At 69.9% G+C, this 13,628-nt stretch carries 13 protein-coding genes; 5 read left to right on the plus strand and 8 right to left on the minus strand.

What is annotated here, in order from left to right; all coding sequences use genetic code 11:
• Positions 1 to 96 precede the first annotated feature (96 nt).
• The 8 genes from EV284_RS24775 to rpmH form a co-directional block, all read right to left on the minus strand.
• Positions 97 to 1,191 (minus strand): ParB/RepB/Spo0J family partition protein, encoded by a 1,095-nt coding sequence (locus tag EV284_RS24775; RefSeq protein ID WP_130337850.1) that lies wholly within the window; start codon positions 1,189 to 1,191, stop codon positions 97 to 99.
• Positions 1,188 to 2,261: a ParA family protein gene (locus EV284_RS24780; RefSeq protein ID WP_130337852.1), complete on the minus strand. Its 1,074-nt coding sequence runs from the start codon at positions 2,259 to 2,261 to the stop codon at positions 1,188 to 1,190. Before EV284_RS24780 ends, EV284_RS24775 begins: the two co-directional genes overlap by 4 nt.
• A 333-nt stretch (positions 2,262 to 2,594) precedes the next feature.
• Positions 2,595 to 3,311, minus strand: a complete 717-nt coding sequence (rsmG, locus tag EV284_RS24785) for a 16S rRNA (guanine(527)-N(7))-methyltransferase RsmG (protein WP_130337854.1) — start codon at positions 3,309 to 3,311, stop codon at positions 2,595 to 2,597.
• Positions 3,312 to 3,428: 117 nt separating this feature from the next.
• Positions 3,429 to 3,941, minus strand: coding sequence for a R3H domain-containing nucleic acid-binding protein (locus EV284_RS24790; RefSeq protein WP_130337856.1), 513 nt, complete (start codon positions 3,939 to 3,941; stop codon positions 3,429 to 3,431).
• A gap of 15 nt (positions 3,942 to 3,956) precedes the next feature.
• Complete coding sequence (yidC, locus tag EV284_RS24795) at positions 3,957 to 5,249, minus strand: membrane protein insertase YidC (RefSeq protein ID WP_130337858.1); 1,293 nt, start codon at positions 5,247 to 5,249, stop codon at positions 3,957 to 3,959.
• A gap of 3 nt (positions 5,250 to 5,252) precedes the next feature.
• Positions 5,253 to 5,615 (minus strand): membrane protein insertion efficiency factor YidD, encoded by a 363-nt coding sequence (gene yidD, locus EV284_RS24800; RefSeq protein ID WP_030806014.1) that lies wholly within the window; start codon positions 5,613 to 5,615, stop codon positions 5,253 to 5,255.
• On the minus strand, positions 5,612 to 5,983 hold the full coding sequence (gene rnpA / locus EV284_RS24805; protein ID WP_078872991.1) for a ribonuclease P protein component: 372 nt from the start codon (positions 5,981 to 5,983) through the stop codon (positions 5,612 to 5,614). Before rnpA ends, yidD begins: the two co-directional genes overlap by 4 nt.
• A gap of 21 nt (positions 5,984 to 6,004) precedes the next feature.
• Positions 6,005 to 6,142, minus strand: a complete 138-nt coding sequence (rpmH, locus tag EV284_RS24810) for a 50S ribosomal protein L34 (RefSeq protein WP_003975051.1) — start codon at positions 6,140 to 6,142, stop codon at positions 6,005 to 6,007.
• Positions 6,143 to 6,547: 405 nt separating this feature from the next.
• Here rpmH and dnaA point away from each other — a divergent pair, with 405 nt between their 5' ends.
• The 5 genes from dnaA to EV284_RS24845 all read left to right on the plus strand — a co-directional run bounded on the left by dnaA (position 6,548) and on the right by EV284_RS24845 (position 13,480).
• Positions 6,548 to 8,521, plus strand: a complete 1,974-nt coding sequence (gene dnaA / locus EV284_RS24820; RefSeq protein WP_130337860.1) for a chromosomal replication initiator protein DnaA — start codon at positions 6,548 to 6,550, stop codon at positions 8,519 to 8,521.
• A 1,054-nt stretch (positions 8,522 to 9,575) separates the two neighbouring features.
• A complete protein-coding gene (dnaN, locus tag EV284_RS24830; protein ID WP_130337862.1) occupies positions 9,576 to 10,706 on the plus strand; it encodes a DNA polymerase III subunit beta in 1,131 nt (376 codons plus the stop codon).
• Positions 10,707 to 10,874: 168 nt separating this feature from the next.
• A complete protein-coding gene (gnd, locus tag EV284_RS24835) occupies positions 10,875 to 11,753 on the plus strand; it encodes a phosphogluconate dehydrogenase (NAD(+)-dependent, decarboxylating) (protein ID WP_086690353.1) in 879 nt (292 codons plus the stop codon).
• A 72-nt stretch (positions 11,754 to 11,825) separates the two neighbouring features.
• The gene (recF, locus tag EV284_RS24840) at positions 11,826 to 12,947 is read left to right on the plus strand and encodes a DNA replication/repair protein RecF (protein WP_130337864.1); all 1,122 of its coding nucleotides are present in this window, start codon (positions 11,826 to 11,828) and stop codon (positions 12,945 to 12,947) included.
• Entirely contained in the window at positions 12,944 to 13,480 is a 537-nt protein-coding gene (locus EV284_RS24845) for a DciA family protein (RefSeq protein WP_130337866.1), read from the plus strand. Before recF ends, EV284_RS24845 begins: the two co-directional genes overlap by 4 nt.
• The last annotated feature ends 148 nt before the right edge of the window (positions 13,481 to 13,628 follow it).

A 13,628-nucleotide genomic window follows, 5' to 3' on the forward strand; every position in this document is an offset into this window, starting at 1 on the left:
GGGGATACCGGCGCAAAGCAAAGAGCGGACCGTGTTCCGGTACACACCGGACACGGTCCGCCCCTGCGGCGATGCGGAGGACGCCCCGAGGTAGCGCTACTCCTGGGAGTCGTCCTCCTGGAGACCCTTCGGCAGGATCGGCCCCTCACCCGGAGCCAGCGTGCCGAGGATGCGCTCCAGATCATCCACCGAGGCGAACTCGACGGTGATCTTGCCCTTCTTCTGACCGAGGTCGACCTTCACCCGGGTCTCGAACCGGTCGGAGAGCCGCGTCGCCAGATCACTCAGCGCCGGGGAGACCAGAGCACCGGCGCGAGGACCCTTGGCTCGCTGGGCCCGCTGGGGACGCGAGCCCATCAGCGTCACGATCTCCTCGACCGCCCGCACCGACAGCCCCTCGGCCACGATGCGGTGCGCCAGCCGGTCCTGCTCCTCGGAGTCCTCCACCGACAGCAGTGCTCGCGCGTGACCGGCCGAGAGCACACCCGCGGCGACCCTCTTCTGCACGGTCGCCGAAAGCTTCAGCAGCCGCAGGGTGTTGGAGATCTGCGGCCGGGAGCGCCCGATGCGGTCGGCCAGCTGGTCGTGCGTGCAGTTGAAGTCCTTGAGCAACTGGTCGTAGGCGTGCGCCTCTTCCAGCGGGTTCAACTGCGCGCGGTGCAGGTTCTCCAGCAGGGCGTCCAGCAGCAGCTTCTCGTCGTCCGTGGCACGGACGATCGCCGGAATGGACTCCAGCTCCGCCTCACGGCTGGCGCGCAGCCGGCGCTCACCCATGATCAGTTCGTAGCGGCCGTCGCCCAGTTCTCGTACGACGACGGGCTGGAGCAGGCCGACCTCCTTGATGGAGACGACCAGTTCGTTCAGCGCGTCCTCGTCGAAGACCTCGCGCGGCTGGCGCGGGTTCGGCGTGATGGACTCGAGCGGCAGCTCGGCGAAGTAGGCGCCGGCGGGCGGCGCCGGGCGCTCGTCGGCCGGGCTTGCCGGGGCCGCCTCCGGCTCCTGGGGCGCCGACGACAGGGCGCCGCCCCGGCCGATGCCGGTGGGCCTGCGGTCGGGCGACAGAGCCGGACCCGATGCCGAACCGGCGGACGAACCGCCACCCAGCACGGCCGAAGCCGGGATCTTCTCGGTCGGTGCTGCGGGGATCAGTGCGCCAAGTCCTCGGCCCAGCCCCCTTCGTCGATCACTCACTGCGTCCCCTCCACCATGTTCGGGTCGTTCTGGGTGCCGAGGTGGGCCTGGGTCGGGTCATAGCTGACCCCCACGCCCCTCAGCGCGATCTCTCGGGCCGCCTCGAGATAGGAGAGCGCACCGCTCGATCCTGGATCGTAGGTCAGTACCGTCTGCCCATAGCTCGGCGCCTCGGAAATACGGACCGAGCGGGGAATGCTCGTCCGCAGTACCTCGTCGCCGAAGTGGGTGCGCACCTCTTCCGCGACCTGCGAGGCGAGGCGGGTCCGGCCGTCGTACATGGTGAGCAGGATCGTCGACACATGCAGGGACTGGTTGAGGTGACCGCGCACCAGGTCCACATTGCGCAGGAGTTGGCCCAGGCCCTCCAGCGCGTAGTACTCGCACTGGATCGGGATGAGGACTTCCTGGCCGGCCACCAGTGCGTTGACCGTCAACAGGCCCAGCGACGGCGGGCAGTCGATGAGGATGTAGTCCAACGGCTGCTCGTATGCCTGGATGGCGCGCTCCAGCCGGCTCTCACGGGCCACCAGGGAGACCAGCTCGATCTCCGCGCCCGCGAGGTCGATCGTGGCGGGAGCACAGAAGAGGCCCTCGACATCGGGGACGGGCTGGACGACCTCGGCCAGGGGCCGGCTGTCCACCAGCACGTCATAGATGGAGGGGACTTCCGCGTGGTGGTCGATCCCCAGTGCGGTGGAGGCGTTCCCCTGCGGGTCGAGGTCGATCACCAGGACCCGGCCGCCGTGCAGCGCGAGGGAGGCGGCCAGATTGACGGTCGTCGTGGTCTTGCCGACGCCGCCCTTCTGGTTGGCGACCACGATGACTCGGGTCTGCTCCGGCCTCGGCATGCCTTCCGCAGCACGGCCCAGGGCGTCGACCGCCACTTGGGCCGCACGACCGATGGGAGTGTCGTCCATCGGAGGCGGTGTTTCACGTGAAACATCCGTCCCCCTCGATTCGGTACGGGGACCGGGGACCGGATCGGTCATCGGTCCCGCGATGTTGGCGTCGGACCGCAAGGATTCACTCTCCTCGACTACAGGCTCGCAATGAACAGAGCCTCCCATGCCTTCGGGGGCGTGAACCAGTGAGCCCTGTCCTTCTGTGGAGAAGTCCACCTCTGTGGACAACTTCGGAACCCCTCCGAGTGAACCAAGAGGTCGCCGGTCGAGGGGTTCTGCCGCGGCGCGACCGCGGCTGATGATGCCGTGCAGCAAGGAGCGACGTTTCACGTGAAACACGATGCACAGCCACGACGACCGGTGCTCTGCGACACTCCGTCCCAGCCTGCCGACTAGCCCGGCCGGGAAAGAAAAATGCGCCCCCGGCCTCGGCCAGGGACGCACTCTCAGCGCTGAAGAGCCCCGGGCTCGACAGCCCCGGGGGCACGGGCCTGCGGCTCAGCGGCGTCGCCGCGTCCGGCTCGTCCGGGCCGCCTTGGCGCGCTTCGCGGCGAAACGGACACCGCCGGGGCTCTCCCCGACCTCCACCCGGACCACGGTGGACGGCGGGTCCACCACGCCTTCGCCGACCTGGAGCACAGACGTGGAGACCGCGCCGAGCTTGCTGAGCGCGGTGGACGCCGCCTTCAGCTCCTCCTCGGCGGTGTCGCCCTTGAGCGCCAGCATCTCGCCGTAGGGCCGCAGCAGCGGGATGCCCCAGGTGGCCAGGCGATCCAGCGGAGCCACGGCTCGCGCGGTCACCACGTGGACCGGCGGCACCTTGCCCAGCATCTCCTCAGCGCGCCCGCGGACCACCGTGACGTGGTCCAGGCCCAGCAGCTCCACGACCTCGGTGAGGAACGTGGTGCGCCGCAGCAGGGGCTCCAGCAGGGTGATGTTGAGGTCGTCCCGGACCAGGGCCAGCGGAATGCCCGGCAGTCCCGCACCCGAGCCGACATCGCACACCGTCACCCCCTCGGGGACGGCCTCGGAGAGCACCGCGCAGTTCAGCAGGTGCCGCTCCCACAGCCGCGGTACCTCTCGCGGGCCGATCAGGCCACGCTGGACGCCTGCCTCGGCCAGCAGCTCCGCATAGCGGACCGCGTCATCGAAGCGATCGCCAAACACTTCCCGCGCCTCTTCGGGCGCGGGGGGAAGCTCCGCTGCCTCCGTCACGGGGACCGTCCTTCCGTACCGCGCCGGTGCTTCAGGCACCGGCACTCAGAACTACCAGGCTGACAAAGTTCGGCCCCGTCTGTTGGTCAGACGGGGCCGATGAAACCATGGGGCCGATCAGGCGGGCAGCACGACGACGAACCGCTGGGGCTCCTCGCCCTCGGACTCGCTGCGCAGTCCCGCGCCCTTGATCGCGTCGTGGACGACCTTGCGCTCGAACGGGGTCATCGGCTTGAGCTTGACCGGCTCGCCGGTGCTCTTGACCTCGGCGGCCGCCTTGGCGCCCAGCTCGGCCAGCTCGGTGCGCTTCTGCGCCCGGTAGCCCGCGATGTCCAGCATCAGCCGGCTGCGGTCACCGGTCTCGCGGTGCACGGCCAGGCGCGTCAGCTCCTGCAGGGCCTCCAGCACCTCGCCGTCCCGGCCGACCAGCTTCTGCAGATCGCGGCCCTGCGCGTCGCTGATGATCGAGACGGAGGCGCGGTCGGCCTCCACGTCCATGTCGATGTCGCCGTCGAGATCGGCGATGTCCAGCAGACCCTCGAGGTAGTCCGCAGCGATCTCACCCTCCTGCTCCAGGCGGGTGAGGGTGTCTGCACCCTCGGCGGCGGCGGTGGTGGTGCCTTCCGTCACGGGATGGGCTCCTTCTTACTTCTTGGACGGGGACTTGGGCCGCTGGCCACCCTTGCGCTGCCCGGACTGGGCCTTGCTGCGGGTGCCGGAACCGGGCTTCTGAGTCTGCTTGGGAGGCGCGGGCTTGGCGTCCTGCGGCTCCTCGGACTTGGTCAGCGAGGGCGAGGGAGCGGAGGGCTCATCGTCCGGCTCGGCCTCGTGCGGCTGCTTGGTCCCCGACTGGCGCTGGGACTTGCTCTGCCGCTTGGGCTGCTGACGGCGCGGGGCGCCGGCGGCCGCGGTGGGCGCGCCGTCCTCGGTCTGGGCGACGGTCTGGCTGTCGCTCTTGACCACGTTGCCGTCGGCCTGGGCCGTGAGGCCGGCCTTGGTGAGGGAGTTGATGAACTTCCGCTCGGCCTCGTTGCGCTCGCGGCCCTTGGCGACGATCGCCTTGACGATCACCCGGGCGCCGCGGCTGCGGACCTTGCCGTGGTGCGTGACGTGACCGGTCAGGCGCTCCAGGTAGGCGGCCTGCGCCTTGGAGCCCGGAGTCGGGTTGTTGCGGATGACGTACATCTGCTGGCCCATGGTCCACACGTTGGTGGTCAGCCAGTAGATGAGGACACCGACCGGGAAATTGATGCCGAAGACGGCGAACATGATCGGGAAGACGTACATCAGCATCTTCTGCTGCTGCATGAACGGGGTCTTCACCGAAGTGTCGACGTTCTTCGTCATGAGCTGGCGCTGCGTGTAGAACTGCGACGCCGACATCAGGATGATCATGATGGCGGTGACGACCCGCACATCGGTGACCGTGGCGTGCAGGGCAGCCAGCGTGTCGGCGCTGTCCTTGAACTTCGCCGCGAGCGGGGCACCGAAGATGTGGGCCTTACGGGCGCTCTCGAGCAGCGAGTCGTTGATGACGCCGATGGTCTTGCCCGACGCGATGCCGTTGAGCACGTGGTACAGGGCGAAGAAGAACGGCGACTGCGCCAGGATGGGAAGGCACGAGGAGAGCGGGTTGGTACCCGACTCCTTGTACAGCTTCATCATCTCTTCGGACTGGCGCTGCTTGTCGTTCTTGTAGCGCTCCTGGATCTTCTTCATCTCCGGCTGGAGCGTCTGCATCGCGCGCGTCGCCTTGATCTGCTTCACGAAGAGCGGGATCAGGCAGATGCGGATCAGGACCACCAGGGACACGATGGACAGGCCCCAGGCCCAACCCGTGTCCGGGCCGAAGATGGCCCCGTACACCGTGTGGAACTGGACGATGACCCAGGAGACGGGTGTCGTGATGAAGCTGAAGAAGCTGGCAATCGTGTCCACTAATCATGCTCCTTGGGCATGGGACGAGGTCTCTGCGGCCGGGCCCGAAGGTGGCTCGGAAGAAAGCTTCGCCTCGGTGGCCGGGTCGGCGGAGTTCCCGCCCTTGCGTGCGCCCCAGGCGTTGCGCAGCATTTCGTGCCACCGCGGGCGCTTGCGCGGCGGGACATGGTCCACACCGCCCAGCGACCACGGATTGCAGCGGAGAATGCGCCAGGCCGTGAGAGCTGTTCCCTTGATGGCACCGTGCCGGTCGATGGCCGTGTAGCCGTAGTGGGAGCACGACGGGTAGTACTTGCAGACCGGCCCCAGCAGCGGACTGATCGTCCACTGGTACAACTTGATCAGAGCCAGTAGCGGGTACTTCATCGCGTGCCCCCTCCCAGTAGCCGCTGGATAGCGGCGTCCAGGTCTTGGGCCAGCCGTGCGTGGTCCGCGTCGCCCGATCCGGGCAGCGCGCGTACGACTACCAGGCTACCGGGGGGAAACAGGGCGACTCGGTCACGCATCAGGTGACGCAGTCTGCGCTTGACGGTATTGCGGACGACCGCGTTGCCCACGGCCTTGCTCACGACGAAACCCGCACGCGTCGGGGGAGCGCTCTCCCCAGGCGCGTGCGGGTCCGTGGCACCGCTACGAAGGTGGACGACGAGAGTCGGACGACCGGCGCGGCGTCCTCGTCGTACCGCGGATGCGAAGTCCTCGCGCCGCCTCAGCCGGTATTCGCGGGGCAGCACGATGTCATGACCTGATCGGGATCAGGCGGACAGACGGGCGCGACCCTTGCTACGGCGGGTCGCCAGGATGGCGCGGCCGGCACGGGTACGCATACGCAGCCGGAAGCCGTGGGTCTTCGCGCGACGACGGTTGTTCGGCTGGAAGGTGCGCTTGCTCACTCGGGGGCTCCAGAAGAAATCGGTAGTGGCGGGGTGCCGTCCTGGCTGTCACCGTGCGCCCACGAGTAGCTCGCGTCACGCCCGAGTGCACCGCTTCCCGATCACCTGAAGCGATCTGTGCCCATCGGAGGCAGGCGGCAGCAGCCATCGACAACTCGACCTGGTTACGGTACGCGCGGCTACGCCATCCGGTCAAACCGGCGCCCGTCGGGGGAGACTGTCCACAGGCTGGGGACAACAACTTGAACCCTACCGGCTGCGCTGACTACCGTGGCTGGACTCCGATTCGTTCCCTTGTCCCCGCACGACCGGGATTGCCCGGCCCAGTCCGGCCCGTCCACCCGATTTTCATCCCGACCCATCCCACAACCACACGTTCGTGGGACTTGCGAGAGAGCGTGCCCCGTGGCTGACGTACCTGCCGATCTTGCCGCAGTGTGGCCACGCGTACTGGAGGAACTCCTGGGCGAGGGCCGGGGCCAGGGCGTCGAGACCAAGGACGAGCACTGGATCAGGCGCTGCCAGCCGCTGGCCCTGGTCGCGGACACCGCGCTGCTGGCCGTGCCGAACGAATTCGCCAAGAACGTACTCGAAGGCCGCCTGGCCCCGGTCGTCAGCGAGACCCTGAGCCGCGAGTGCGGCCGTCCCATCCGGATCGCCATCACGGTGGACGACTCCGTCGGCGGCCCCCCGGCGCCCCAGCCGTCAGGCGGCCACGAGCAGGCCGACTCCCGCGACCGCGACCGCGAACGCGAACGCGACCAGCGCGACCAGGGCTCCTCGCCGCGCTACGAGGAGCCGGAACTGCCCTCCGGCCCCTACGAGGGCTACGGCCGCCACCGCGCCGACGACCAGCAGCGCCCGGGCGACGGCCAGGCCGGCCGGGGCGAGCGCCCGCCGACCGGGCGCGAGGAGCGGATGCCGACGGCCCGCCCCACCTATCCGGCCGAGTACCAGCGCCCCGAGCCGGGCGCCTGGCCGCGCTCCGGGCAGGACGACTACGGCTGGCAGCAGCCCCGCCTCGGCTACCCCGAGCGCGACCCCTACGCCTCCCCGTCCCAGGACTCCTACGGCGGCGCGCCGGACTACCGCGCGCCCGGCCGCGAGCGCCAGGGATACGAGCAGCAGCGCCCCGGCTACGACGCCCCGCGCCCGGAGTACGGCGCGCCCCGCGCCGAGTACGACCAGCGCGACCCGGTCCGGCGGGAGCGGCCCGAGCCGCCCTCCGACAGCGGTGCCGGGCGGCGCGGCGGCGGGACCGGGCGTCCCGAGCTGCCGTCCACCGGCCGCGGCGGCTCCGGCTCGTCGTCCTCCCCGTCGCCGAGCGCCCCGGGCCCCGGTGAGCCGACCGCGCGGCTGAACCCGAAGTACCTCTTCGACACCTTCGTCATCGGCGCCTCCAACCGCTTCGCGCACGCGGCCGCGGTGGCCGTCGCCGAGGCGCCGGCGAAGGCGTACAACCCCCTCTTCATCTATGGGGAGTCGGGGCTCGGCAAGACGCACCTGCTGCACGCGATCGGGCACTACGCGCGCAGCCTGTACCCGGGTACGCGGGTGCGGTACGTGAGCTCGGAGGAGTTCACCAACGAGTTCATCAACTCGATCCGCGACGGCAAGGGCGACAGCTTCCGCAAGCGGTACCGGGAGATGGACATCCTGCTCGTCGACGACATCCAGTTCCTCGCGGACAAGGAGTCGACGCAGGAGGAGTTCTTCCACACCTTCAACACGCTGCACAACGCCAACAAGCAGATCGTGCTGTCCTCCGACCGGCCGCCCAAGCAGCTCGTCACCCTGGAGGACCGGCTGCGCAACCGCTTCGAGTGGGGCCTGATCACTGACGTCCAGCCGCCCGAGCTGGAGACCAGGATCGCGATCCTGCGCAAGAAGGCGGTGCAGGAGCAGCTCAACGCCCCGCCGGAGGTGCTGGAGTTCATCGCCTCCCGGATCTCGCGGAACATCCGTGAGCTGGAGGGCGCGCTGATCCGGGTGACGGCCTTCGCCTCGCTCAACCGGCAGCCGGTGGACCTGGGCCTCACCGAGATCGTCCTGAAGGACCTGATCCCGGGCGGCGAGGACTCCGCGCCCGAAATCACGGCCACGGCCATCATGGCGGCCACCGCGGACTACTTCGGGCTCACGGTGGACGACCTCTGCGGCACCTCGCGTGGCCGCGCGCTGGTCACCGCCCGGCAGATCGCCATGTACCTGTGCCGCGAGCTGACGGACCTGTCGCTGCCGAAGATCGGCGCGCAGTTCGGCGGCCGCGACCACACCACCGTCATGCACGCGGACCGCAAGATCCGGGCGCTGATGGCCGAGCGGCGCTCGATCTACAACCAGGTCACGGAGCTGACGAACCGCATCAAGAACGGCTGACACCGGCCGCGTACGGGCCCTCGAGGGCGCTCCGGGAGTTCTTCCGGGGCGCCCTTCGGCGTTCCTGGGGGGAGAGCCTCTACGAGGCGGAGGGTCGCGACGCGGCCCCGGCGGGGGCCGACAGCCGCCGGCGCGGGGCGTGAGGGGCTGCCGGGGAGGAGCCGGAGGTGCAAGGCGTCGAGCGACGCTCGCGGGGCTTCATGACGAGCACCGGGGGCCCTGTCCGACCCCCGATCCGGGCCGTCAGAGCGCTTCCCACCCCTCAACCCCCGTGTCCCACCAGCAACCTTGTGTTCGATTCCCCGTCGGGTTACGGCCGTCCTCCACAGATTTCCCGACTTTCTTCCGCCCACAGGCTGGGGACTGCGAAGTTGTCCCAAGCTGCGTCCACAGGGAGCCTGGGGGTTGGACATCTGCGCAGCTCAGAGGGCTGTGGATTCGTGGACGAACGATCTCCACAGGGTGTGGACAAAGACTCCGTCCACACCCTGTGCGTAACGTTGTCCACGAGTCGCCCCACAGGTTGGGGGCGGTTGTCCCCAGCAGAAGCCAGCTTCTCCACATCACTGTCCACTGTTCGGCAACATCACGGGGCCGGTCACTGCGTCGAGTGAAAGCCGTCACACGAAACTGCCGACAGCCCCTGTGGGAAACGACGCCAAACCTGGGGACGCAGCTGGGGAGAACTAGGCCTGTCCTGGGGACGGTGTGTGCAGAACTTTCTGTTCTCCACAGATAGGCCAAGTTGTCCACGGGCTCCGCCCACAGGGGCAGTGGATAAAATTTGGGGCCTGACCTGCGAAAACGGGGTTATCCACGGTATCCACAGGCCCTACTACTACTCCCGACTAGAGAGAGCTAGGAATCCGTTTCGAAGCGGGGCCTGTGCACAACTCGCTGTTTCGCCCTCGGCTGCCGCTCGGACCGACTTGACCCCGACCGGCACCTGCTGTCAGCGCGGTGCGTCAGACTGGTCACCGGTGTCCTTCCCCTCGCAACGGGAGGCGACACCGAGTCGGAGGACTCAGAAGGCAACAGCAGGAGGCGGCTTACGGTGAAGATCCGGGTGGAACGCGACGTACTCGCGGAGGCAGTGGCGTGGGCGGCACGCAGCCTCCCGGCCCGTCCGCCGGCGCCTGTCCTCGCCGGGCTGCTGCTGAAGGCCGAGGAGGGCCAGCTCAGCCTGTCGGGCTTCGACTACGAGGTCTCCGCCCGGGTGGGCGTCGAGGCCGAGGTCGAGGAGGAGGGCACCGTCCTGGTCTCCGGCCGCCTGCTCGCCGACATCTGCCGCGCGCTGCCCAACCGCCCGGTGGAGATCTCCACCGACGGTGTGCGGGCGACCGTGGTCTGCGGCTCCTCGCGGTTCACCCTCCACACCCTGCCGGTGGAGGAGTACCCGACGCTGCCGCAGATGCCGACCGCCACGGGTACCGTCCCCGGCGAGGTCTTCGCGGCCGCCGCGTCCCAGGTGGCCATCGCCGCCGGGCGCGACGACACGCTGCCCGTCCTCACCGGTGTGCGCATCGAGATCGAGGGCGACACCGTCACCCTGGCCTCCACCGACCGCTACCGCTTCGCGGTCCGCGAGTTCCTGTGGAAGCCGGAGAACCCGGACGCCTCCGCGGTCGCCCTGGTCCCGGCCAAGACGCTGCTGGACACCGCCAAGTCGCTCGGCGCCGGTGACAGCGTCACCCTGGCGCTCTCCGGCTCCGGCTCGGGCGAGGGCCTCATCGGGTTCGAGGGCGCCGGCCGCCGCACCACCACGCGGCTGCTCGAGGGCGACCTGCCGAAGTACCGCACGCTGTTCCCGACGGAGTTCAACTCGGTCGCCGTGATCGAGACCGCCCCCTTCGTGGAGGCCGTCAAGCGCGTCGCCCTGGTCGCCGAGCGGAACACCCCGGTGCGGCTGAGCTTCGAGCAGGGCGTGCTGATCCTGGAGGCCGGCTCCAGCGACGACGCACAGGCTGTGGAAAGGGTCGACGCCCAGCTCGACGGCGACGACATCTCCATCGCCTTCAACCCGACCTTCCTGCTGGACGGCCTGAGCGCGATCGACTCCCCCGTGGCCCAGCTCTCGTTCACCACCTCGACCAAGCCGGCGCTGCTCAGCGGCAAGCCCGCGCTGGACGCGGAGGCGGACGACGCCTACAAGTACCTGATCATGCCGGTGCGCCTGAGCGGCTGAGCCGGACTCACCGGCACCGGGCCGAGGGCGGGTCCGGTGGCAAAAGCCCAGGTGGGGGCGTACGTATGAGCGCGTATACCCACAGTTGTGCAGGACGGGTCGCCGTTAGGCTCGGTGCCGGGCACCCATGTGCCCGGCACGCCACACAAGCGACCTAAGGAACAACTGATGGAGCTCGGTCTCGTCGGCCTCGGCAAGATGGGCGGCAACATGCGCGAGCGCATCCGCCGCGCAGGCCACACCGTCATCGGATACGACCGCAACGCGGACCTCGCGGACGTCCACAGCCTCGAAGAGCTTGTGGGCAAGCTCAGCGCCCCGCGCGTGGTCTGGGTGATGGTCCCGGCGGGCGAGGCCACCCAGGCGACCGTCGACCGGCTCGGCGAGCTCCTGGAGCCCGGCGACGTGGTCGTGGACGGCGGCAACTCCCGCTGGACGGACGACGAGAAGCACGCCGAGGAGCTGGCGGCCAAGGGCATAGGCTTCGTCGACTGCGGCGTCTCCGGCGGCGTCCACGGCCTGGCGAACGGCTACGCGCTCATGTACGGCGGTGACGAGGAGAACGTCGCCAAGGTGCGGCCCGTCCTGGACGCGCTGAAGCCCGAGGGCGACTTCGGCTCCGTACACGCCGGCAAGGTGGGCGCGGGCCACTTCTCGAAGATGGTCCACAACGGCATCGAGTACGCCATGATGCAGGCGTACGCCGAGGGCTGGGAGCTGCTGGAGAAGGTCGACTCCGTGGAGAACGTCCGCGAGATCTTCCGCTCCTGGCAGGAGGGCACGGTCATCCGCTCCTGGCTGCTCGACCTCGCGGTCAACGCCCTGGACGACGACGAGCACCTGGACGGCCTGCGCGGCTACGCGCAGGACTCCGGTGAGGGACGCTGGACGGTGGAGGCCGCGATCGACAACGCGGTGCCGCTGCCCGCGATCACCGCGTCGCTGTTCGCGCGGTTCGCCTCGCGGCAGGACGACTCGCCGCAGATGAAGATGATCGCCGCGCTGCGCAACCAGTTCGGCGGCCACGCCGTCGAGAAGAAGCCGTAACCAGGCAGAAGAAGTAGTCCACAGGGTCGTTCCGGCGATCCACAGGCTGTTGAGGGAGGTCGGCGAACGACCATGCACGTCACGCATCTTTCGCTGGCCGACTTCCGCTCGTACGCCCGGGCCGAGGTTCCGCTCGGCCCGGGCGTCACCGCCTTCGTGGGCCCCAACGGGCAGGGCAAGACCAATCTCGTCGAGGCCGTCGGCTATCTGGCCACCCTCGGCAGCCACCGGGTCTCCAGCGACGCCCCCCTGGTCCGCATGGGCGCCGAGCGCGCCGTCGTCCGGGCACAGGTCCGCCAGGGCGAGCGGCAGCAGCTGGTCGAGCTGGAGCTGAACCCCGGCCGCGCCAACCGGGCCCGGATCAACCGGTCCTCGCAGGTCAGGCCGCGTGACGTGCTCGGCATCGCGCGGACCGTGCTGTTCGCGCCCGAGGACCTCGCGCTGGTCAAGGGCGACCCCGGCGAGCGCCGCCGCTTCCTGGACGAGCTGATCACCGCGCGCGCCCCGCGCATGGCGGCCGTCCGCTCCGACTACGAGCGGGTGCTCAAGCAGCGCAACACCCTGCTGAAGTCGGCCGCCCTCGCGCGCCGGCACGGCGGCCGTTCCATGGACCTCTCCACGCTCGACGTGTGGGACCAGCACCTCGCGCGCGCGGGCGCCGAGCTGCTGGCCCAGCGCCTGGACCTCATCGGGGTGCTCCAGCCGCTCGCCGACAAGGCGTACGAGCAGCTCGCCCCCGGCGGCGGGCCCCTCGCGCTGGAGTACAAGTCCTCCGCGCCGGGCACCGCGCACACCCGCGAGGAGCTGGCCGGACAACTGCTGGACGCGCTCGCCGAGGCGCGCAAGCAGGAGATCGAGCGGGGCGTGACCCTGGTCGGCCCGCACCGCGACGACCTGGTGCTGCGCCTGGGCCGCCTCCCCGCCAAGGGGTACGCCTCGCACGGCGAGTCCTGGTCCTACGCGCTCGCGCTGCGCCTGGCCTCCTACGACCTGCTGCGGGCCGAGGGGAACGAGCCGGTGCTGATCCTGGACGACGTCTTCGCCGAGCTGGACGCGCGCCGCCGGGAGCGGCTGGCCGAGCTGGTGGCCCCCGGCGAGCAGGTGCTGGTGACGGCCGCGGTCGACGACGACGTGCCGCACGTCCTGGCGGGCGCCCGGTACGCGGTGTCCGACGGCACGGTGGAGCCGGCATGAGCGACGGGGACGGGCAGGACCGCAAGGCGCCGGAGCCGTCCGGTGTCGACCTCGCGCGCGTGGCGCTGCGGGCGGCGAAGGAGCAGGCACGCGCGCGTGGGGACGCGGCGCGGCAGAAGAAGCAGGCGCGGCGCGGTGGCGGCCTGCGTTCGGGCGCGCGGGCGGACGGCCGGGACCCGATGGTGCTGGGCGCGGCGATCAACCGGCTGCTGAACGAGCGCGGCTGGGAGGCACCGGCGGCGGTCGGCGGTGTCATGGGCCGCTGGCCGCAGATCGTCGGCGAGGACCTGGCGAAGCACTGCGTGCCGCAGCGGTACGACGAGGACGAGCGGGTGCTGTCGGTCTCCTGTGACTCGACGGCGTGGGCGACGCAGCTCCGGCTGCTGGCGCCGACGCTCGTGGCCCGGCTGAACGAGGACCTCGGCCACGGCACGGTCCGGATGATCAAGGTGAACGGTCCGGGCGCCCCGGTACGCCGTTACGGGCCTCTCAGGGCCCCCGGAAGCGCCGGTCCGGGCGACACCTACGGGTGACGTACCTCACGTCTGACCAGTGAGGCGCAAGGGCACTCCGCAGCCGTACGGGTGTGCGGATCACCGGCCGATCATGGCCCGACCCCCCGATGGACAAGGGCTGACGGCCCGAAGCCCTGAGCGCCGCTGTGAGCCCCTCGCAGCCCCC

The organism is Streptomyces sp. BK022 (assembly GCF_004217355.1).
Lineage (GTDB): Bacteria > Actinomycetota > Actinomycetes > Streptomycetales > Streptomycetaceae > Streptomyces > Streptomyces griseoluteus.